Genomic DNA, 22,979 nt, shown 5'->3' with positions numbered 1-22,979 from the left:
TTTTTTTATTTCGCTGAAAAAACAGTCCTAACGCTTTTTCCTTCGATTCGCCTTGCGCGTCGTAATTCTCTTCTCTGGATCCTGCTTCCTAACCCAGCGCAAATAGTTCACCATATCAGGATAATCCGCAAGCCGTTCAAGAGTATAATAAAAGCCCGCCAGCTCTTCATTCGTGAAAAGGGCGTGAATTTGACGGTGACAGGCACTGCAAAGCATCGCTGTCGGACCGTCAACCCCGCCGTATTGTTTAGGAATCAAATGATGCTCGGTCGTGGTGATCGGTGTTCTTCCACATAGATCACACGTGTTTGCCACTGCCATCGACCTCCACTAGCAAGGGACCGTTAAAGAAATAGAGGCAGCTTTTCTTGACTGGCTGCTGCCAGATTTTTTCTAAGGCTGTTTGATAGAGTTGAAGCTGAGTTTCGTAACGTTTCTTAAGCTGTTCAGGAGCGTTTGGATCTTTTGCATCGAATGAATCACTTTTATAGTCAAGGATGAGCCAGCCATCTTCATACGGAATGACCGCATCAATGACCCCCTGGATAAACACTCGCTCCTCCGTTGGTTCGTTCCAATCTTTGTACACCTCATCTGCGGGCAGCGTCAAACTAAATGGAACTTCCCGTTCGACCTGTTCTGCCTGTTGCACGAGTTTGCCTATCGGTGTTTGGAAAAAGGCTGTAATCGCCTCAGCATCAATGACGTCAGCTTCTTCTCTTCGCAATATCTCTTTCATAACAAGATGTTCGACAAATTCTAATACTTCTTTAGCTGTATGGTCCTTGTAAAGAGGAATATGTTGCATAACAGTATGCATAGCACTCCCTGTTTCCCCGGCTGTCAGTCGTTCGCTTTCCTGCATAAAACGCGGCCGCTTGGCAATCGGAGCTCGGTGAGGAATAAGTAGCTGGTCACTGGAATACTCATCCTTCACCTCCCGCTGTCGTTTAATCTCAGTTACGGATTGCTTGGCTCGGGACATGGCTGCCTTTTTGTGTGGATACTGATAATTGAGTCTTAACTGGGGCAACTCGTTTTCTGCTTCAGTCGGCATCGGCTTCCACTCGGAAATATACTCTTGTAATTGCTCATCCCGCTGCTTCTCAAGCTCACTCACATCGGCAAAATCTTTTTTATGCTTTAGCATGACTTGCCACTGGGAAATGTCCTGTTCGATCGCTTCAGCTGTTTTGACCGTGATATGTTCTTCACGAAGAAGACTGGTATCATGGTGACGGATCAGTGCCGCTCCTACCCAGTCAAGGTAGGACTTCGCCTCAAGTCGGTCATATGGCGGCAGCACCCAGTCCTGCCGATCGACAAAGTTTTGCCACTTCTGTTGTTTTTTCTCAAAAGAAGCAACATTTCCAACCATAATAAGCTTCTCTTTTGCTCTCGTTAAAGCTACATAAAGCACTCGCATTTCCTCAGCTAATAGTTCCCTGAGTTTAATGCGTTTTAAGGCATGATAGGCCAAAGTTGGAAACATCAACCGTTTTTCTGGATTAATATATCGTGAACCAAATCCATAATCCTTATGAAGCAAGTAACGATGACGTAAATCCATCATATTAAACTGCTTATCCATGGCTCCCAGGATCACGACAGGGAATTCCAGGCCTTTACTTTTATGAATCGTCATGATTCGTACCACATCTTCCTGTTCCCCGAGAGCTTTCGCTGCTCCAAGATCATCTCCGCGCTCCTCCATTCGTTCAATAAACCGAAGGAAACGGAACAGACCACGGAAGGAAGTAGATTCATATGATTTGGCCCGGTCATATAAGGCTCGCAAGTTAGCTTGACGCTGCCTGCCGCCTGGCATACCGCCGACGAAATCATAGTAGCCGGTTTCTCGGAAAATATCCCAAATCAAATCAGCTAACGCCCCCTGGCGCGCCCGTTCTCGAAAGCTGCTTAACAGGTTTAAGAACTCCTGCACCTTATGCCTCGTTTCGGGATCGGCGTGATAGGAGCGGATCGACTCATAATAGCTCACTTTTTGATTTTCCAGACGAAGCTGCATCAATTCATCTTCATCAAGTCCGACAATCGGTGATTTAAGCACAGAAGCAAGCGGAATATCCTGCATCGGATTATCAATCACTTTTAATAGATTCAGCATGATTTTAACTTCGATCGCTTCGAAATAACCTGTCGACAGTTCCGCGTAAACAGGGATTCCCTGTTTTTTCAACTCATCGACGATGGTCGGAGCCCATGTCATCGACCGCATTAAAATCACGATATCCCGGTATTGCACCGGCCGCTTCATGCTGGTGGCTTTATCAATGACCAGCAGTGGGGACTCCTCTCCATGACCGAGCCACTGCCGGATCTTCTCGCCATAAGCTCTGGCCTCAATTTGAGCTTTTTCTAAATCCTCATATCCTTCTTCATCCTCAGAATCATCTTCTTTCGCCTCACGGTCAATAATCATCAGCTCAGCCCGAGCATCCTCACTCGTTAATTCATCATAGATCGAATTACTGTAGATGAGTTCAGCTTCCGGCTCATAATTCATCTCGCCAACCTCTTCGTCTAAGAGCTGACGGAAAATGTAGTTCGTCGCATCAAGTACTTGTCTGCGGCTGCGGAAGTTACGTGCCAGATCGATCCGTTCCCCGTCCTCGGGGCGCTCTCCATAGGTCTTATATTTTGTTAAAAATAACGACGGCTCGGCATGCCTGAATCGATAAATACTTTGCTTGACGTCGCCAACCATAAACAGGTGACCGGCCTGCTGGCCATCTGTTAACAGCCGCAGAAGCGTCTCCTGAACGAGGTTCGTATCCTGATATTCATCAATTAACACTTCACTGAACTGATCGTGAAAGCTTTTCGCAACAGGCGATGGCATAGGATTTTCTTTTGTTGACGATTCATCTAACAAAATTTCCAGACAGTAGTGTTCAAGGTCAGAGAAGTCAACAAGCGCTTTTTCCTTTTTCAAAAGCCGGTATCGTTCGTGAAAATCTTTAATGACAACTGCAAGCTGTTCCATTACGGGATGGAGCTCTTTCATATCTTTCAAATAGCTCTCTAGTGTACGCTGAAACCATTCATCTTTCATATCATTCCAGCGTTTTTTGTAGCTATTTCGAATGCTCTTAGCCCGTTCCTTTTTCGCTTCATCACAATCCATTTTCTTACGAGACAAGGCCGAGAATTTGCTTGTCGTCATCACCTTTTGCAGTTCGCTCCAGGAAACAGCATGTGCTCCTTTGGCCTGTTGAATCATTTCTAAATCCTGGGTTGCCGTTTCCCCATAACTTGACGGCCCATCCGGCTCACGCGTAAGCTCAAGCAGCTGGTACGCCTCGTCTTCAATCGCATGGAGCTGGCTTGTGACATCACGCTTCAAATGAGTGAGCCAGACGAGCTCCTCTTCATTTTCCACTCGATCAACGTCATACATCTCCACCATTTCATCCAGCCATTGTTCAGGCCATGGATTTTGCATCGCGAAGGTATATAAATCGAGCACGAGTTTTTCAACGTCTAAATCACTACGGTCACTTGAAAAACGATCCACCACGTCAAAGAAACGATCTCGTTCCTCCCCTTCTTTGCCATACCAATCTTCAAATAAATCCTCAAGGACCTCTTGCCTGATGAGATCTGCTTCAATGTCATCTGCAATGCGAAATCCAGGGTCCAGATCAAGCATGTAGGCATTTTTTCTGACCACTTCCATGCAAAAAGAGTGCAATGTGGAAATCGAAGCATTTTGCAATAGGGACAGTTGTTTCTTTAAATGCTGGGAACCAGGATTCTCTTCAAGCGCCTGCCCTAATGCCAGGCCGACCCGGTTTCTCATCTCCTGAGCAGCGGCGTTCGTAAATGTCACAACGAGCAGAGAATCAATGTCCACTGGTGCCGCTTTATGGAGAAGCTTCTGAATGATTCTCTCAACCAAGACAGCTGTTTTCCCCGATCCTGCGGCCGCTGCAACGAGGATATTGGTCCCTTCTGTATAGATCGCCCGTTCTTGTTCTTTAGTCCAGCTTACCAAATCGATTCTCCTCTCTCGTCACTATCTGCTGAATGACTTCTTCTTCCTTCCATTTCTTGAGCTTACGGTAGTCGTTATCCTCGAGGGAAGGATCAAATTGGCAAACGGAGCGGAATGGACAGTAGTCACAAGCTCGCTGCTGTCCTTTTTGGTAAGGATTGAGATCAACCTCACCTTCCGTTACTCGTTGGCCGGCTTCGATCATAACATCACGGATATAACCTCGTAATTCATTAAAGTGATCAGATTCAATTGTTTTTGACCCTTTATAGAAACCACCGTTGGCTTTAAGCCCAGCCGGAATAATCTGACTTTGTCCTTTTTCCAAACTCGTATCCATCATGTTTACTAACTGCTCATTCTCAAGCAGGAGACCTTTCATTTTAAACTTCTTAAAAATCTCCTCTTCGATCTGATCATCACCGAGGATCTGCTTCCCTGACACCATTGGATTATGGACATGGAAATAAAGAACTCCGGCCGGCAGAGCCGGTGTGCCCAGCCAGTGCTCAGCATTTGTTAACACAACGTCTAAGTAGGCCAGCATCTGTAAAGCCAGTCCATAGTAGACATCGGTTAAATTCAACCCTTTTTCACTCGATTTGTAATCGATGATTCTTAGATAGAGTGCCTGCTCGTGCAAGGCCCGATCTACCCTGTCAATTCGGCCGCGAAGCATTAACTCATGGCCGTTCGGCAGACCGAGGGACAATGGCGGCAGCTTAGCATCCTTCCCTGTCCCAAATCCAAGCTCAAGGCCGACCGGCGAGAACCGGCTTTTTCTAGCCTGCTCACTCAATATGAAGGCAGCCCGTGACACGACACCTTGAAGCTTGTGCTTAATATAATGATGCCGATTCGAACTGTGCAAGATTTGGTTTTGCAAAATCGGCGCGAGTTTGGACATCACTTTTTCAGCATAATGAGCCGTTTCGTTTTTATTCAGCTCAGCAAAGTCACGCCCCTCCTGCTGGACCCATTCGGTAATCTGCTTCAAAGCCTCGTGGAATAGCTGACCGATATCTGGTGCATCAAGCTTGTACGTTTTTCGCTCCTCTAAATTCAAGCTATGCCGTGAAAAATATTGATACGAGCAACGATGATACGTTTCCAATCGTGATACACTCGTCTTCAGCGGGCCATCAAACATCCGCTTTTTCGTATCTTGTGCTAAATCCACCGGCTGATTTTTATAAAATAAACTGTGTAAGATTCGATTGGTTAGACCATTTTTATCTTCCGCCTTGATATACCAATTCAGGACATCCCACCAGGTAGAGGGTAGCGGGTAGCCTCGTAAATAACGGGACAGCTGTGATGTTAATGCTGATCTCGTTTTCACAGGGTTTGTTATGAAACGCGTGGCGTCTTCTTCATCATCCGCATCTTTCAGCAGCACATGACTGTCCCGCACAGCTGGAAATAGCTCATCAAGGCGCTGAATGATCTGTGAAGGAACTTTAGACTTCCCTTCTTCATTGCTTAATGGATAGCTGAGCCATAAATGGTCCGACGCCATCGTCAACGCCAAATACATATAGAAGCGATCATCAAGCAGCTGGCGGTTGGTGCCGTCAGCCAGTTTGATACCGCCTTCGGCTAGCAGCGTACGTTCCCGCTCTGAGATCATACCGTCCGCCGTTGGTTTCATCGGCCAGACTCCATCTGTAACCCCTAATAAAAAGGAGGCTTTGATTCCAGTAATACGGGAACGATCCACGTTTCCGATGATCACATGATCCATGCTCGGTGGAACGTGAGCGAATGTCAGCGACTCGAGACCACTCTCGATAATACTTCTGAATACTTGAAGCGAAATTTTTTCATCTCCAGCCATCTCGACCATTTCATCTAAAAGCTGCAAGAGAGCATCCCAAACTTGCTCCTGTTCACGCCCCTTCTCGATGTCTCCTCGTTCATCATAGCGGTCTCGCCATTTCTCCAATTGAGCAGGGATTTCCATCGATTCCAGCCAGCCGTAAACCGCTCGGGAACGTTCTTCAACCGTCGCTGCCTCTCTGAGTTCTTTATCAAATGGTTCCAGCACCCTCGTGACTTGCCTGCGATAAGCATTAATCCGCTTCTGTTTCTGTTTTTCTTCATCTGTTTGGGAGGACTGCTCGAATCCTCTAAACCGCTGATAAATCCACGGTTCTTCACTAAACCAGCGATCCCGCCGGCGTACCCCGTATTCCAGCACATAGTTTTCTAGTTCATCAATCGCATCCTCTGTTAACGGAAAGGTTGGATTACTCGAGGGGATCAGTCCTGTTTTCAGTAAACGAAACACCGCATCATAACGAAAGTTTCCTTCGATTACATCAAGCCCTGACCGAATTAATTCCATAACGGGATGGTTCAGCATCGTCTTTTTTTCATCGATAAAGACCGGAATTCCATAATCCACGAACAACGTCTCAATTAAACTATGATACACTTCAGGCTCTCGAATCAGCACCGCCATGTCCTTGTAGCGGTAACCTTCATCCCTCACCAAACGGAGGATTTCCTGAGCAACCCCTTCCACCTCAGCCCGGGGATGAGCGGCCTCAGCAATTTGGATCGGTGCTTCTCTTTCAAACCCAGGAGCCGGGCGCTGATCAAAATAACGCTCAAGGTGCAATAAAGCTGGCTGGCCTTTCAGACGTCCATGGTTATGATCCAGTTCAACACTGCCCTCGATTTCTACTCCTGCTTGTTCAGCCATCTGCTTTAATGTAAAGTACGTTTCCTTCGTTTCATGAAACAGATCCAGTTCCTGATTTTCCTCAAGCTCAGGCGTTTCTGTCGTTAACGATACTACAACACGATCAGCCTTTTTCAGCAGTGCCTCGATAACCGTATATTCCTGCGGGGTAAAACTGTGGAACCCATCTAAGTAAACCTCAGCTCCCTCTAAAAATTGGGCTTCTGGAATTTTATCAGCCAACAGCTGCAGCTGGTCCTCCCCATCTATGTATTGTTCTTTCAGTGCATCAGTGAGGTACTCAAAAATGTAGGATAAATCATCAAGCTTATCCCGTAATCCTTCTTCATGACTTGTTTTATGGACAATCTGGTCCATAGCATTCATTTGCATGTGCAAGGTTTGCGGTGAAATGTTATAACGCTTAAACTCCGTGATCATCCCTTCAAGCTGCTCAATAAAGCCTTGTTTTTCAATGGCCTTCTGAAAAACTCTCCACTCTGACGTCCGTTCTTCCACAATCTTTCGCAGCATCATCTGTATGCCAGTCGAGCTGATAAACTTCTTTGTTCCGCCGCCCGTTTCTTGAAAAACACGCCACGCCAGGCGTGAGAAACTGAACACTTGAGCTCTAATTGATCCTTCCACACCGTCTCGTTTCAGCAGCGTATATTCCTGCTGGAAGGTCATTTGATCGGGAACGATATACATGATCGGCCGTCCCTTTGGATCAGCTTTTAACTTTGCTTCAATGTCTTCAAGCACTCGCACGCCCTTGCCTGCCCCGGAACGTCCAAGTAAAAACTGTATCGCCATGTCATGTACCCCTTTTCGATAATTTTTTCTCTTATTATAGTATCCTCTATTTGGGAGGTACTGGTCAATCATTGCGGCCATTTGCCGGCTAAGGAAATTGGAACCGTCTATTGATTTTTATACCATTTATATTCAGTTAGGATAGGGTTGCTTTTATTATTATCTCAGAGGGATTGTTCTCCTGCCCAATTACCACCTCCTCCTATCAATTGTCAAGATTTTTCCACAAAAAAACCGCCCAGCCCCGGACGATGTCTGACCATCTTATTTAAACTGTAAATCTACTTGTGAAACCGGCCAATAACAGACATCTACTTTCCCGACAATACTTTCAGTCGACACAAAGCCGAAATATCGACTATCCAGACTGTCTCTTCGATTGTCTCCCATCACAAACAAATGGTTATCTGGAACTACACGTTCTCCAGTTACTTCTTCAAGCGTAAAATTGGTCGTAAACAGCCTCCCATCCCTTGGCCTTAATTCATCCAAATAAGGTTCGGAAACACGCTGGCCGTTTACATATAATACATCATTCTGGAAAGCAACGTGATCCCCTTCGGTGCCAATGACCCGTTTCACGTAATCTTCCGTTTCATTGGCATGAAATACGATCACATCTCCCCGGTCTACGCTCTGCCAGTCATAGACTACTTTATTAACCATTAATAGATTCCCGTCCTCGAGAGTAGGTTCCATCGACTCTCCATCGACTACGTAACTTGCAAATAAATAAGATTTAAACACGAATGCCAACAGAAACGCCACCAGCACAGCCTGAATGATCTTATGGAATTTTTTCATCATTCTATCCTCCAGCACATGTTCTTCTCCTATTATTCTACCCCTTTGAACATGAATCTAACCGTTCTGACCTGTACGTTTTTCCGCTTTGCGCTGCAATCTTTTTTCAATAAATTTCCCAAGAATCCAAAACAATAGAATACAGACACCTACCACGATCGACTTGACCGGATTTTGAGCGAACGAAACGATGCTGCTGCCCACATAGGCCACCGTAAAGATCATAACGGACTTTCCTAGCAGAACAGCCAGGATAAATTGCTGGCGGCTCACCGTAGACAGACCTGCTACGACATTAATAACGGAGGAAGGCGAGAATGGAAAACACATTAATAGAAACAGGGGCCCGAACCCGTGATCCTCCAGCCACGTCATGACCCGCCGAACTTGCTTATTTTTCCTAATTACTTTAAAGAACCTCTTCTGCCCCAAACGTCGAACGAGCATAAAAACAAGAATAGACCCAAAAGCCGTTCCTATCCACGCATACAAAAACCCTTTAAACAGGCCATACACAACCGAATTTGCCAGGACAAAGACGATTAGCGGTAAGATCGGCAAGAATGCTTCAAGCATAGGCAGTATAATTCCAGGCAGCGGCCCGAAACTCTGTAATTGCTCCAATTGGTTAATAACATATTCGAATAAGCGATCATCTTCGGCTAATTTTTTTATTTTATCTACGTTTATATTCAATAAATACATGATGGCGCCCCTTATTATTACCGGAAAACAGCAGATGCTTCTTCTATTTTAATAGATACACGAGCTCCTGCCTACTGAAAGATGAGCCCATCTACAGTTTCCCCCTCCAGTGCCATGTTTAACCTTTGAAAAATATTCTTGCATACATTTTTCAAAATCGTGATATAATAATACAAGAACAAACGTTCTCATCACATGGAGGGAGCCTCATGCGGCACTTAAAACAAGAAGAATTGGAGATTGCCTCACATCATTTATTTTTGACAATGGCCATTGCAGTCATTCGTCAGGACCGAAAACACTTCGAACGCGGGCCATTTAAAATTAAAGAGCCGTATATGGAGCAGCTGAACAAAATGGAGCTCGCGGCTAGAAAGGAAAGGCAGAAACTCAAAGCCCAAATGGATCATCAGCACTTGCAAGTGATCGAGTCGGGACGCAATGATTCATTTACTTCTTTTTTATTTCTAGCCCACGGCTATGAAGAAAAACGCAACTACTTTAATCCAGCTATTAGAAAAAAAGTAGAAAGTATTTTGTTTAAACTAATGGAAGATGTTTATAAGCCTGCTGAGTGATCTGGGCGAGTCTGTGAACGGCCTCTTATGCTAAATTCTCAGCAACCCGGTCAGTCTGGGAAGCAGAAGCCGCTGGCGTGTGACTTAAACGATCCTCAAGGATGAATCGGAATTGTGCTGTTCGCTGGACCTGGTTCGCAATCATCCCCGCGGACACTGGAACATTAACGGACGTCCCATTTATAAAGCAGATGGTCGTGGTATGATCTTTTTCTCCTTTATAAGAACGAATATACTTGTGGGCGATCCAGGAGCACTCTTTTCTTTTTGGGGAAATAATAGGGAAGAAATACATGCCCATTTTCTGGGAAATGACAATTGGTGGCTTATGCGTAAACCCAGCTACTTGTTTAGTCCCGGCCATACGCCCTTCAAGGCTGCTGGCAAAATATCGGCAGGATTGATCAATAATTCGACCAGGCTGAAAAGGTAAGTCAAATTGCTCCTCGCTTTCAATCACTTCCGTAATTACCTGACCATGCCGATCATACTTAGCGATTAAAGCCATAGTTTGCGGGTTTACCTCATATTCTCTGTCTTGAATATAATCCAAATCTCTCAACTTCCTTTCCATAATCATGTGACTTTTTCCATGGTAAAATGGAACAAGTAACTTATACTTCTTAAATTTACCAAAAAATGCTCCGAAAGTCTAAATATTCTTTCAAAAAAGTTGAAACTTTTTTTACGGGAGTACAATCCTCTTGAAAAGGGTAATTTATGGTATATCGGGGTCTGAAAATTTTAATAAGGAGGGCAAGTGCATGTGGAAAAAAAAGAAGGAGAAGCACCAGCAAAAGCAAGAACAGTCTCTTGAGGTGAAAGATTTATCATTAGATGAAGTACGGCGGGCGATCCATAAGTATGCAGCTGATAAACCAGACGAAATCCCGCTAAAAGTCTTAATCAATAACGACTTAACACTCGATTATGCATTACTGGCACCTTATCTGCACGGAATACCCAAACAAAACTATTATATGTCACGGGAAACTTACGAAATATTCACCGAAGAAGACAAACAATTGGCCTATGATATAGACGCCGTCCAACATGCTGTAGACCAGTATATACAGCAAACACAAGAGCCTCCTGTGATTGAAGGCGATCCTTATAAAAAGATCAATTATTTTAAGCTTGAGGGGTTAGGGCTGTTACCAGAACGTCCTGAACGTGATTTTTATTTAACAAATGAAGAATTTATGATTACGTACAAAAAACCGGACTAACATAGAACAGGAGCGCAAACGCCTTCGTTGACACGACAGAAGAAATTCGGCTAAAAGAGTTTGTACTGCAAAAAAAGTGCCAATGCTACTTTGAGCATTGGCCAATGAGACGACTGGTTAACTTTTGAGTGAGGGAATTAATTGTATGAAGAAACGATATATAGCTCCTTCATAACTACACTCATCAGTAATGATTACTGACCCCCAAATGTGATGTAATTACCACAGATGGTGTGTAATAAATAAGCGCGATCGCTTATCTAAATCTATTGTAATACATCTTCCTGCCCTATTCACCGAAAAGATTTTGCGGAAGACCGCAAACCCTTGCGCCATTACTAGTTTATGACATCCTTACATCTTTCGGCATTCCCAAATCCTATCATTTTAGAAGCGCAGCACTCTGTTAATGCGCCAGCTTTTCCCGTAAATTCTTTCTCAAGATTTTACCTGTCGTGTTTTTCGGTAACTCCTCCATAAAGTGAATTCTTGCAGGCTGTTTATACTTAGCTAAATATTCTTTGCAGTATGCCTTAAGAGTGGATTCATCCAAGGCTGGATTCGTTGAAACAACAAAACTGATCACCGTTTCTCCAGCATTTGGATCCGGAGCACCAATAACAGCTGCTTCGGAAATATCAGGATGGCCATACAGGACCTCTTCCACTTCTCTCGGGTACACATTGTAGCCGCCGACAATAACCATGTCCTTTTTCCGATCAACAATATAAAAGTAGCCCTCATCGTCCACTCGTGCCATATCCCCCGTGTACAGCCACCCATCTCTTAATGTTACGGCTGTCTCTTCGGGCATTTTGTAGTACCCTTTCATTACGTTTGGTCCGCGGACGATTAATTCACCAACTTCCCCCGGTGGCAGCTCATCACCAAGCTCGTCCACTACTTTATTTTCTACGTTCATGATGTTCGTCCCAATCGAACCAGGCTTACGAGGCCGGTCCAGCGGGTTAAAAGCTGTCACAGGTGAAGCCTCAGATAAACCGTACCCTTCGGAAACCCGCACATTAAATTGCTCTTCAAATTTGTTCAGCAGCGCTACAGGCATCGAGGATCCTCCTGACACACAAACTCTCATATGTTGAAAAGCCTCCGTTTGCCCGCTTCCTGTTTGAGCTAAGTAATTGTACATCGTTGGTACCCCTGCAAATATCGTGGCTTTTTGCGTGCTGGCAACTTCAAAAACTTCCTGAGGCGAAAACTTCGGCACAATCAGTACTGTTCCTGCATTCATAAGCGGACCATTTAAGGCTACCGTCAAACAGAACACATGAAACATCGGAAGCGTAGCGATGACCCGATCGTCCTGCGAATAATCCAGATAATCAGCAACATCTTTAGCATTTGAATAGAGATTTTTGTGAGTAAGCATGGCTCCCTTCGGTTTACCTGTAGTTCCCGACGTGTATAAAATAACTGCTACATTTTCTTCATGTAATTCTGGTCTTGAAAAAGATGGGTCACCCTCCGCCACGGTTTTTGTAAACGATTTCATTTTTTCCGATAAGGAAGATTTCGCACTACCTATTCTCGTTTCAGCTACAAAATAATGTGAGATAGCCAGGTCGTCATCCATGTGCTCGAATTTCTCCATTAATACATCCATCGTCATAACAGCCTTCACATCACCATTTTTCAAAATATAACTCATTTCCTCTGTCGTGTATGTCGGGTTAATTGGAATGACGGTGGCGCCGACCCGCATAGCTCCATACATGCCGATCATAAACAACGGACTGTTTCCACTTACCAGAGCGATATGATCCCCTTCTCCATAGCCGAGATCGCGTAAGCTTGACGCAAATTTCGATACAGATTCATCAAACTCCTGATAGCATACTCCTTCCCCCTGGAACAAGTATGCCTCCTTTGAAGGGTGTGCTGAAGCTACAACGGACAGTTGATCACTTAAGTTCATTTACTGCTCCCCTTTAATTATGAATGACCATTCATTCATTTTGTTTTTTAAAAATATTCTATTTTATTATAAAATACAGACAATTAATTAGCAACAATGCCCTATTACAAAAACCGGTGTTGTAATAAAACACCGGTTCTCGTACTAATAAATCATATCTAGAAAGTCTTCTTTTGTAATCTTCCCTAAGTAGTGCGAGATATCGACATTAGCGACAGCCTCAGAAATGGCCTGGCGTTCATATTTTGTATCGACTAATTTATTTTCAATATCAGCAATATCCCCGATTCCGAAAAAGTCTCCGTAGATTTTCGCATTACGAATATAACCTTTTGCTACATCAAGGCGAATATCGTAGCTTCCTGCTCCTTCGATCCGCTTCGTATGCTGGATATTAAACTTCGGTGACCGGCCGTAATTCCAATCCCAATTCTTATAGCGCTCATCTGCTATTTTGTGAATCTCTTCCCAGTCCTTTTCCGTTAAATGATAGTAAGGAGCATCTTCCTCGTTCTCTACATCAAATATATAACGAACGATCAAGTTTTTAAATTCTTCAATCGTGATCGGTTCATCAAGATACTCAGAAATGTTAGCGACACGGCTGCGAATCGATTTAATGCCTTTAGACTTGATTTTCTCTGTTTTAACATTAAGCGCCGACACAACATTTTCGATTTCAGAATCCAGCATCAAGGTGCCGTGGCTAAACATACGCCCTTTCGTCGTAAATTGCGCGTTACCGGAGATTTTCCGGCCATCCACAACAATATCGTTACGCCCTGACAGCACTGCTTCTACTCCGAGATTTTGCAAGGCTTGCGTAACAGGCTCCGTAAATTTAGCGAAGTCATGGAAACTGTCGCCATCATCTTTTGTTATAAAACTGAAGCTCAAATTCCCGAGATCGTGGTAAACCGCACCGCCTCCAGATAAACGACGAACCACATGAATCCCATTCTCGTCCACATAATTCGTATTAATTTCCTCGACCGTATTTTGGTTTTTTCCGATAATAATCGAAGGCTCATTCACATAAAAAAGCAAATACGTCTCATTAATATCTAAATTTTTCAAAGCATATTCTTCCACCGCTAAATTGATGCGCGGGTCATTGCTTTTAGTATCATGATCGATTACTAGCATCTAATCATCCTTTCCTGCTTTATACCCATATTCTATTGTACGAGATTCGACACGATTTCACAATTTATTAGGATCCTTCTCCCAAGTTAATCCCTCTTTTGCTAATTGAATCGATCCTTGAAAAATATCCTCCGCCTCTTGTTTCAGACGCGTGTGATGGCCAAAATGCGGCAAATGACTTAACCAAAGGGCCTCCACCTTGGCGTCCCTTGCGATCGTTGCGGCTTCCGCGCTTGTCATATGGCCAGGTCCGCTTCCGTCCATTCCTTTGTAAAAATTTGTATCCGTGATCAGCAGATCTGCCCCTCTGGCAAAAGAAGCCCAACCTTCGTTGTAGCTTGTATCAGCCGTATACACAACCGTTTCTGTACTATCACAGATTCTCATTCCATAACAAGGAACAGGGTGACTCGTCTTAGTAAATTCAATTGAAAATGGCCCCACATAAAGAATTTCGTCGGGATTATAAGCCATTGCGCGGGTATACTGATGTGTAAGCTTACTAAACGCTGCTTCATCTTCTGTATGACCGTAAATAGGCAGAACCTGCTCCGTCTCGTTAAGGGAATTTTGAACGAGCCAGGCGTACTGCAACACCCCTACGTCAGCGATATGATCCTGATGGTAATGAGACAGAATCACCGCATCCAAATCCATGATTTCCTTAATCGGCTGCAGCCTTGACAAAGCACCACTTCCACAATCGATTAGTAAAGCATATCCATCCTTTTCGATTAAATAGCTGGAGGTAGCACTGCCTGAAGCAGGATAAGCACCCCAATATCCGATGACCGTTATTTTCATTTTCCCACTCCTCCCAACTTTTTTCCTAATTTATTTTGTTTTATAACAGCCTATTGATTTTTGTATATTGTTATAATACAATGAGTTTACAATAAATATTTGGAGGCGATCTATCATGATGAATGTTATCGAGTTCTTTCGTAATCTTCCAAAAAAACAATGTTCAAGCTGTGGCAATGTCATTCAAGAACAAGCCGACTGCTACAGTAATTTATGTGATGAATGCAACTCCCCTGCTCGTTAAAAGGCCCTATTCCACAAAACAATAAAATTGGAACATCCTCTATATGAGCAGCTGCATAAGCTGCTATTTTTTTGCCCTCGCGCGTAGTGGAGTAGCTCGACGTTGGCACATGCCCTACACGACGTAGGGTCGTTCAGTGTTGGTACATGCCCCACAGGATGTAGGGTAGTTCGGTGTTGGGCACATGCCCACAGGATGTGGGGTAGTTCGGTGTTGGCACAGGACGTGCCGGTCTTAACCGAACTTCCTTAAACCCGAACTTAACCAAACTTCCTATAAGCGATTCTGCCCTAACTCTGAAATATTCTGTCCAAGCTTAAAAGAACTCTTCCTTAATCCAATCCCATTCTAACCAAACCTCTCCTCATTCTACCCAAAAAACAACTGATTCTAACTTTTTACACATAAAAAATCCGCACTCCTACAAAGGTGCGGATTGAGAAAGGATTTGCTCCCGGTTGGTAGACGACCTGACAATTAGTTGATGGGGGTAAACAAAACGTCTCTCCTGATTGGTGCCTTTGTCATTCATTTTCTCGACTAATACTTCAATGGTTTTGGCTGCCATGTCCTCCACGGGCTGTTCAATCGTCGTTATGGCCGGAACCATAAGCAGGGAAAGCATCTGATTGTCAAAGCCTACAACTGCAAGATCTCCCGGAATGTTCAACTTAGATTGACTCGCAGCATAAACAATTCCGGCTGCTACCTCGTCTGACCCAGTAAACACGCCATCCACGTGCGAATGATTTTCAATTAAGTATTGGAAAACCTTCTGCCCATCATTAACATCCAGAGCCCAGTTCACCTCCAACTTTGGATCAAACTGAAGATCATTTTCCGCAAGCGCTTCTAAAAAACCAGCTTTCCGCTCTGAGGCAATGAAAGTGTCATGCCCGCCAGTGACGTAGGCGAGCTGTTCGCACCCTTCATGAATAAGGTGAGCTGTTGATTCATACGCTGCTTTTTTATGATCAATATGAATCATAGATACTCCATTAGCCGGCCTGTATTCATTACACAGAACGATAGGTCCTGATGCGAGATAGGGTTCAATATCCTGCCAATCGTTGATTAACGATGCCATAATGACACCATCCACTTGCTTAGTTTTCAGTAATTGCAAATAATCAAGTTCCTTCTGCTTGTTGTCATGTGTTTGACAGACAATCACCTGATACCCGTTCCTGGACGCTTCTTGTTCCAGGGACTCGATCAATTTACCAAAAAACGGATTCGTAACTCGCGGCAGCAGGACAGCAATCGTTTCTGTGCACCGCCTTCGCAATCTCCTTGCTGATGAATTGGGGACATACCCTAAAGTTTTCATAGCATCTATGATTCGCTGTTTCTTGTCATCTGTAACGTAAGGTTGATCATTAATGACACGGGATACGGTTGTTCTTGATAAACCCGCTAACTTTGCTACATCTTCGATCGTAGCCATACTATTCCTCCCGAAACTGCTTTGTTGTGAAATCGCTTTCATAACAAAAGGATACTAATACATTCCAAAAGATGCAAGAAGAAAAGTCAGCAAAAAGGAGATAGAGAACAATCATTGGAGGATCGAGGCCATTCTTTCATCGTTAGGGACCAATTCATCGCTGTTAAGGAACAATTACAAATATTAACTGGAAGTTCCCCGCCGAAGAAAAAACGACTGCATAACCGCAGTCGTTTAATTAGAAGTCCTGTTAAAATGTTGGAGAACATGGTCTACAGCAGCTTCACCCTGATCTATACAGTCTGGCAAGCCGATCCCTTTATAGGAACCCCCCGCCAAATAAACACCTGGAAGTTCACGGTGCATATGATCTTCTACTGTTTTCATACGTTCCTTATGTCCGATGGAATACTGTGGCATGGCGTTATGCCAGCGAGTTACAACGGAGAAATCAGGCTGTGTTGTAATATTCATGGTTTGATTTAAGTCTTTTAAGGCGATCGCGACAATCTCATCATCAGGTAAGTCGACTACTTCCTGATCGCCTGGCTTCCCTAAATAGCAGCGAAGCATGACTTTTCCTTCCGGCGTCGTATGGGGCCACTTTTTATGGGTCCACGTACACGCGGTAATTCTGAATTTGCTATTTCGTGATACAACAAATCCTGTCCCTTCAATATCCTTTTTAATAGCTGATTTGTCAAAAGCCATCACGACATTGGCGACAGATGTTGCTTTCATTTCCTTAAAAGCATCCATAAACGCATATTGGGACAGCATGCGCTGAGCAGCAAAAAATGGAGCGGCGATAACTACGGCATCACATTTTTCAACGGTTCCATCACTGAGAAGAAGGTGATAATGATCTTGTTTCTTCTCAATATGATCGACTTGGATCCCTTTACGGATAGTCCCTGGTTCCAGACTGTTAGCAGTAGCTTCTACAAGCGAGCCAAGCCCATGACTTAATGTTCGGAACATGCTTGGTTTTTTCGCCTTCTTAGGTGGGCGGGTTCTCGTCTTCCGCAAGCCTTTAATGAGACTGCCATATTCTTGCTCAAGTTCATAAAAGTGGGGAAAAGTTGCCTGCAGGCTTAAATCGTCAATATCGCCTGCATAAATGCCAGATAACAGCGGCTCAATAAGGTTTTCAACTACTTGATTGCCTAATCTTCTTCTGAAGAACAAACCAAGCGATTGATCGGCTCCCGCCTGCTGTTTTGATTTGGCTAAATCAAAGGCAGCTCGGACTTTACCGGCAGGGGTGAACAGCCCGGAAAGCATAAATGGGCGAATTCTAGTAGGAATCCCCATGACAGCCCCTTTTGGCATTTTATGAAGTTTTTCATCCACTAAAATGTAAGACTGGCCAGTTCCATTAGGAACGAGCTCATCCTCTAAGCCTACTTCTTTCGCCAATCGTGTCGCACTTTTTTTTCGTTCTAAAAAAGAGTCTGGGCCTCGCTCAATGGTATAACCGTCCCGCTTCATTGTAGCTATTTTTCCACCTAAGTGGTCGGTAGACTCGATCAACTGGATATCTATAGGCAGCTTGTGCTGTTGCTTTTCTTTTTGTAAATAATAAGCAGCGGTTAATCCGGAGATTCCGCCGCCTATTATGACTACTTTTTTAGATTGCTCCATTCTCTACACCCGTTCGTTTACTTTTCCCATTACTACCCCAGCTAAAGTGCCGATAAAATCTGGGTGTGTATTGGGCATTTCCGGACGGTAGTAACTCGCTCCAAGTTCGTCACAAACGACTTTACATTCATAATCGTTATCATAAAGAACCTCCAGGTGGTCAGACACGAAGCCTACAGGAGCATAGACAAATGATCTATACCCTTTCTCATGGTACAAATCCCTCGTCAAATCCTGGACATCAGGGCCTAGCCACGGATCTGGTGTGTTCCCTTCGCTTTGCCAGCCGATTTCATACTGGGAAATCCCAGCAGCTTCCGAAATCAATTCGGCTGTTTTCTTAAGCTGATCAGGATAAGGGTCGCCGCCGTCCAAAATTTTCTTCGGTAAACTATGGGCAGACACGATTAAGCAGGCTTTCTGCTGCTCTGCTTCACCCATTTTCGCGTACTCTTTAAGAATTTGGTCTTTCCAGTAATCGATAAACCCGGGCGCATCATACCAGCTTTCGACTGATTGGATGGTGATCCCGTGCTTCTCAGCTTCTTCTTTCGCACGTCCATTGTAAGATTTAACACTGAACGTGGAGTAATGGGGGGCTAATACGAGCGATACCGCTTCCTGTATGCCGTCTTTCGCCATTTGCTCCACGGCATCTTCGACAAAAGGTTCAATATGCTTAAGTCCTAAGTATAATGTAAATTCCACATCATCCTGCTGTTCATTTAATGCTTTTGCTAATTCCTCACCTTGATTCTGTGTAATACGGGCTAAAGGAGAGATCCCGCCAATTGCATCATAACGTTCGCGCAAGTCCTGCAGCATTTCGTCGGTTGGCTTGCGGCCATGGCGAATGTGAGTATAGTAACGTTCTAAATCTTCCTCTTTATATGGAGTTCCATAGGCCATCACAAGCAGGCCTATTTGTTTTCTTGCCATCAGTACTTCACCTCTTATTTGGAGTAATCGTGAATTAAATGCGTTAACCGTTTTAACGTTTCTGGACTGATATCAGGCGTTACACCGTGTCCTAAGTTAAAAATATGAGCAGGATGCTGGCGTCCTTCATCAAGGATCTGCTTCGTTCGTTCCTCAATCACAGACCAGTCAGCCAGTAAAATCGATGGATCCAAGTTCCCTTGCAACGGCTTTGTGATGCCCATCTCCCGTGCTTCTGTAATCGACATTCTCCAGTCGAGCCCGAGTACATCAATCGGCAAGTCATCCCATTGACCAGCTAAATGCCTTGCTCCGACACCAAAGAGAATGAGCGGTACGCCTTCAGGCTGCAATTCATTAAAAATCCGCTCCATCACTGGTTTAATAAATGCCCGGTAATCTGTTTCATTCAAGGCACCTACCCATGAGTCGAAAATTTGAATCGCTCGCGCTCCCGCCGCGATCTGGGAACGAACATACGTAATCGTCATATCTGCCAGTTTGTCCATCAGCATAAACCATGCTTCAGGGTCACTGTACATCAGCGATTTAGTTTTATTATAATTCTTAGAAGGTCCGCCCTCAATCATATAGCTTGCCAATGTAAATGGTGCTCCACTGAATCCGATTAATGGAACGCTCAGCTGTTCACGCGTCAGCAGACGGATGGTATCGAATACATACGGTACATCCACCTCTGGTTCGATCGTCCCAAGTTTAGCGATATCAGCTCTATTTTTAACAGGATTATGAATAATCGGGCCGATTCCTTTCTTAATTTCAACATCCACCCCGATGGCGGGAAGTGGTGACATGATATCTTTGTATAGTATCGCAGCATCGACCCCATATTGCTCAACAGGAAGACGTGTAACATAGGCGCACAGCTCCGGCTGATGGGTAATTTCAAATAATGAATATTTCTCTTTTAGTTTTCGATACTCAGGTTGGGACCGGCCCGCCTGGCGCATAAACCATACCGGCGTGTAGTCTGTTTCCTCTCCTCTAAAAGCCTTTAAAATCGTATCATTTGATTCTTTCATGGTTCATTGCTCCTTTATAGTGCGCGTTCAAATAACGTTGAACATTCCATCCCACACGAACATCTTCATCCGTTTTCCACTATACCGATTAATAATCTTTGTGTATAGGAAAACGCTCCTATTGTCACGATTTTGTACGTTTTTCTGAAATGCCTTACCATTCTAATGTAACAGGGTTTGAAGGCTCTCCTTCGAGTCCCGTCAACGGATCGTAGGGAACCACAACAAATGTCGGCTCATCCCAGACATCCAGCACTCCGATGTGGTATTCACCTTTCCCCGTCACTTCGTCCACTAACGTTTTTTTATCGCCCGTTCCCTGGTAAATTCGATACACAACTCTGTCATCTTTAGCAGGTGTCCACGACAGCGTGCCGCGGATAAGCCCAATCCCGCCGAACCCGATTGAACCTTCGACATCTGTTAACACTGGCAGCGTGATCGGTTCAGGCAGACGTTTCATTCCTTCTGGTTTCACAAAAGTGTCAGCGAGATCTTGCTGACGATCCACAGCTGTTAAAATCGACTTCATTAATGTTGTCGGATAAGAGCTTCCGCCTGATAGATAATACTCTTCTCCTGACTTGTCGTATCCCATCCATAGTGTGCCAGTATATTCAGGCGTATAACCAGCAAACCACACTTCTTTATTTTTCCCCTTTACGGTTGGATGCTGTTGTGTCCCTGTTTTTCCCGCTAAAGCTTTTGGATAGCTGCCTGCTTTTGCTGTACCATCAGACACAGTCGTCTCAAGCATTTCAGTCATATACCAGGCCGTTTGTTTGTCAAAAACCTGCCGTTCCTCCTGCTCATGACGATGAATCACCTCACCGTCCCGATTGATAATTCGTTGAATCGTATAAGCGTTGGTGACTTTCCCTTCACGTGCAAAACTTCGATAAGCTTCCGTCAGCTGCAACGGTGAATACCCTCTTGATAATCCGCCAAGTGCAATCGCTAACCCTTGATCTTCGGTTGGCAAACCGAGTTCCTCCAAATACTCTTTGGCATAAGAAATCCCCATCTGGTCGAGTAACCAGACGGCAGGAGCATTCTTTGATTTGACGAGAGCCTGATAAAGCGATGTGAGACCAGCGTATTCTCCATTATAATTACGAGGATTGTACTCGCCATAAGATCGTTTTTCATCACGAAGCAGGGAATACGGAATATATTTAGGTCCCATTAAAGCAGGACCGTAGACAGCCAGTGGTTTGATGACAGAACCAGGCTGTTTTTTCACGGTCACACGATTCACATCACCGTGTGTAAAGCCGCGCCCGCCAACTACAGCCACAAGGGCTCCGCTGTCATTGTCCATTAACGTAAAGGCACCTTGCACCTGCCCTTTGGAACCCGGAACAAATTCACCGTGCTTCATTTCAGAAGCGGCCACTTCCTGTATCTCAGGGTTCATCTTGACAATTAAGCGATAGCCGCCCCGCTTCAATTCTTCACGGGATAGGTGGTACTCATCAGCAGCCTCTCTTATTACTAGATCCACATAACTGTTTGACCATGTTTCCGTATCTTCCTCTCCTTGTTCAACCCCGAGAGTGGCCCCTTGCAAACTGACCATATTCTCAGCCTGGATCATTCCAAGTGCCTCCATGCGAGAAAGCACGATATTTCTTCGGTCCTCGGCACGCTCCGGGTTTTCAAATGGAGAATAATTATTAGGGGCTTTTGGCAAAGCGGCAAGCAGGGCCCCTTGAGCCACCGTCAGATCTGAAACCGACTTATTAAAATAAGTTTGCGAAGCCGCTTCGATTCCGTAGGCTCCCTTGCCGAAATAAATGCGATTTAAATAAAGTTCTAAGATTTGATCTTTCGTAAAATTTCTTTCTAAGTAGATCGCTGCCATCACTTCTTTTGTTTTCCTCATCCACGATTTATCGTTCGACAGGAATAAATTCTTAGCCAGCTGCTGGGTGATGGTACTTGCCCCTTCAACTTTACCCATCGCAATAATGTCACGATATACGGCGCGGAGCACCGATTTAAAATCGACCCCTGCATGTTCATAGAAGCGACTGTCCTCTATTGCCACGAAGGCTTGCTGCACATGCTTGGGAATCTCCGAAATATCGACTAACGTTCGGTTTTTTGTATAAATCCGTTCTATCACTTGTCCATCGACGGTTTCCACGGTTGTCGCTGCATCTAGAATCAATTCTTCTTCTGAAACGACAAACCTTCCGCCAAAAACAATAAATAAGTATCCTGCTAAAGCCAGCAAGAATATGGCGCCTAAAGCGATCCCCGGCCATTTAAGAGAAGTCATCCAGGCGGGGCGGCTTTTTAAGTAATCTTTGATGTTCACACGTTGTGCATCCTTTCCTATCACGTTAAAACTTGCGATTGATCCTGCACAATTGCTACACTTAAGCTGATGCAGGAAAGGGGACATTTCTAAATGATCGTATCTATGACAAATGGTACATTAAACTATTTAGCAAAGCTAGATCAACAGCACAAAGAAGCAAATCTGTTGTTCATGCAGGATCAGGACAAAACCGTTGCCTACTACGAGGGAGATGAACCTTCTATTTTTGAAGAAGGACGCGATTATGAAATAGTTGATTCCGCCGGGGACGTCCAGAACACGGGTTATGTGGTCATGAATAATATCCCTGTTTCTTATGAAGGCCGCCCTGTATTTGAGGACCGCTTCAAGAAACGGGTAGGTACAGTAGAAGGAATGGATGGATTTCAGGCCATTCGCATTTTGCGCCCCTTAAAAGGAAACACCTATGTTGTATTTACACAATGGCGCAATCAACAGAGCTTTGAAGACTGGAAGAATTCGCAGTCCTTTGAGAAAGCCCATCAAAACTCCAGCCCTGATCACAAACAGAAACCTTCCTTTATTGATGGCAAGCCATATATCACAAAATACCAAATGCTCCAACTTGATAAGGAGTCATAAAAAAAGTGAGC

The 22,979-nt window shown here is 44.4% G+C and carries 18 protein-coding genes; 4 read left to right on the top strand and 14 right to left on the bottom strand.

Features of this window, described 5'->3' with window-relative positions; all coding sequences use genetic code 11:
• Positions 1 to 27 precede the first annotated feature (27 nt).
• The 5 genes from P9989_RS07025 to P9989_RS07005 form a co-directional block, all read right to left on the bottom strand.
• A complete protein-coding gene (locus P9989_RS07025; protein WP_283078063.1) occupies positions 28 to 321 on the bottom strand; it encodes an HNH endonuclease in 294 nt (97 codons plus the stop codon).
• Positions 299 to 4,018: a helicase-exonuclease AddAB subunit AddA gene (gene addA / locus P9989_RS07020; protein ID WP_283078062.1), complete on the bottom strand. Its 3,720-nt coding sequence runs from the start codon at positions 4,016 to 4,018 to the stop codon at positions 299 to 301. Before addA ends, P9989_RS07025 begins: the two co-directional genes overlap by 23 nt.
• Positions 4,002 to 7,520, bottom strand: a complete 3,519-nt coding sequence (gene addB, locus P9989_RS07015; protein WP_283078061.1) for a helicase-exonuclease AddAB subunit AddB — start codon at positions 7,518 to 7,520, stop codon at positions 4,002 to 4,004. Before addB ends, addA begins: the two co-directional genes overlap by 17 nt.
• Positions 7,521 to 7,784: 264 nt before the next feature.
• On the bottom strand, positions 7,785 to 8,324 hold the full coding sequence (gene lepB / locus P9989_RS07010) for a signal peptidase I (RefSeq protein WP_283078857.1): 540 nt from the start codon (positions 8,322 to 8,324) through the stop codon (positions 7,785 to 7,787).
• A 57-nt stretch (positions 8,325 to 8,381) separates the two neighbouring features.
• Entirely contained in the window at positions 8,382 to 9,029 is a 648-nt protein-coding gene (locus P9989_RS07005) for a TVP38/TMEM64 family protein (protein ID WP_283078060.1), read from the bottom strand.
• Positions 9,030 to 9,238: 209 nt separating this feature from the next.
• Between P9989_RS07005 and P9989_RS07000 the strand changes: the two genes are divergently transcribed.
• Positions 9,239 to 9,607, top strand: coding sequence for a YhjD family protein (locus P9989_RS07000; RefSeq protein WP_283078059.1), 369 nt, complete (start codon positions 9,239 to 9,241; stop codon positions 9,605 to 9,607).
• A gap of 25 nt (positions 9,608 to 9,632) precedes the next feature.
• Here P9989_RS07000 and P9989_RS06995 read toward each other — a convergent pair whose 3' ends face one another.
• A complete protein-coding gene (locus P9989_RS06995) occupies positions 9,633 to 10,181 on the bottom strand; it encodes a competence protein ComK (RefSeq protein ID WP_283078058.1) in 549 nt (182 codons plus the stop codon).
• Positions 10,182 to 10,371: 190 nt separating this feature from the next.
• Between P9989_RS06995 and P9989_RS06990 the strand changes: the two genes are divergently transcribed.
• On the top strand, positions 10,372 to 10,836 hold the full coding sequence (locus P9989_RS06990; protein ID WP_283078057.1) for a DUF3939 domain-containing protein: 465 nt from the start codon (positions 10,372 to 10,374) through the stop codon (positions 10,834 to 10,836).
• A 406-nt stretch (positions 10,837 to 11,242) separates the two neighbouring features.
• Here P9989_RS06990 and P9989_RS06985 read toward each other — a convergent pair whose 3' ends face one another.
• The 3 genes from P9989_RS06985 to P9989_RS06975 all read right to left on the bottom strand — a co-directional run bounded on the left by P9989_RS06985 (position 11,243) and on the right by P9989_RS06975 (position 14,722).
• Positions 11,243 to 12,772 carry a fatty acid--CoA ligase family protein gene (locus tag P9989_RS06985; protein WP_283078056.1) on the bottom strand — a complete coding sequence of 510 codons (1,530 nt, stop codon included), beginning with the start codon at positions 12,770 to 12,772 and terminating at the stop codon, positions 11,243 to 11,245.
• Between the two features lie 144 nt (positions 12,773 to 12,916).
• Entirely contained in the window at positions 12,917 to 13,918 is a 1,002-nt protein-coding gene (gene lplA, locus P9989_RS06980) for a lipoate--protein ligase (protein ID WP_283078055.1), read from the bottom strand.
• Positions 13,919 to 13,975: 57 nt separating this feature from the next.
• Positions 13,976 to 14,722: an MBL fold metallo-hydrolase gene (locus P9989_RS06975; RefSeq protein ID WP_283078054.1), complete on the bottom strand. Its 747-nt coding sequence runs from the start codon at positions 14,720 to 14,722 to the stop codon at positions 13,976 to 13,978.
• A gap of 115 nt (positions 14,723 to 14,837) precedes the next feature.
• Between P9989_RS06975 and yhfH the strand changes: the two genes are divergently transcribed.
• Positions 14,838 to 14,966, top strand: a complete 129-nt coding sequence (gene yhfH, locus P9989_RS06970; RefSeq protein ID WP_176142493.1) for a protein YhfH — start codon at positions 14,838 to 14,840, stop codon at positions 14,964 to 14,966.
• Between the two features lie 421 nt (positions 14,967 to 15,387).
• On the opposite strand, the gene P9989_RS06965 is transcribed toward yhfH, so the two are convergent.
• The 5 genes from P9989_RS06965 to P9989_RS06945 all read right to left on the bottom strand — a co-directional run bounded on the left by P9989_RS06965 (position 15,388) and on the right by P9989_RS06945 (position 22,362).
• Positions 15,388 to 16,413, bottom strand: a complete 1,026-nt coding sequence (locus tag P9989_RS06965) for a LacI family DNA-binding transcriptional regulator (RefSeq protein WP_283078053.1) — start codon at positions 16,411 to 16,413, stop codon at positions 15,388 to 15,390.
• A 234-nt stretch (positions 16,414 to 16,647) separates the two neighbouring features.
• Positions 16,648 to 18,057: a protoporphyrinogen oxidase gene (hemY, locus tag P9989_RS06960; protein WP_283078052.1), complete on the bottom strand. Its 1,410-nt coding sequence runs from the start codon at positions 18,055 to 18,057 to the stop codon at positions 16,648 to 16,650.
• A gap of 3 nt (positions 18,058 to 18,060) precedes the next feature.
• Complete coding sequence (hemH, locus tag P9989_RS06955; RefSeq protein ID WP_283078051.1) at positions 18,061 to 18,996, bottom strand: ferrochelatase; 936 nt, start codon at positions 18,994 to 18,996, stop codon at positions 18,061 to 18,063.
• 14 nt (positions 18,997 to 19,010) lie between these two features.
• Entirely contained in the window at positions 19,011 to 20,039 is a 1,029-nt protein-coding gene (gene hemE, locus P9989_RS06950; RefSeq protein ID WP_283078050.1) for a uroporphyrinogen decarboxylase, read from the bottom strand.
• Positions 20,040 to 20,193: 154 nt separating this feature from the next.
• Positions 20,194 to 22,362: a transglycosylase domain-containing protein gene (locus tag P9989_RS06945; protein ID WP_283078049.1), complete on the bottom strand. Its 2,169-nt coding sequence runs from the start codon at positions 22,360 to 22,362 to the stop codon at positions 20,194 to 20,196.
• A 93-nt stretch (positions 22,363 to 22,455) separates the two neighbouring features.
• Between P9989_RS06945 and P9989_RS06940 the strand changes: the two genes are divergently transcribed.
• Positions 22,456 to 22,968, top strand: a complete 513-nt coding sequence (locus P9989_RS06940; RefSeq protein WP_283078048.1) for an antibiotic biosynthesis monooxygenase family protein — start codon at positions 22,456 to 22,458, stop codon at positions 22,966 to 22,968.
• Positions 22,969 to 22,979 lie beyond the last annotated feature (11 nt).

Source organism: Halobacillus naozhouensis, assembly GCF_029714185.1.
Taxonomy (GTDB): domain Bacteria; phylum Bacillota; class Bacilli; order Bacillales; family Halobacillaceae; genus Halobacillus_A; species Halobacillus_A naozhouensis.
The sequence above is the reverse complement of the archived record's forward strand: the minus strand, read 5'-3'. Positions and strand labels throughout refer to the sequence as shown.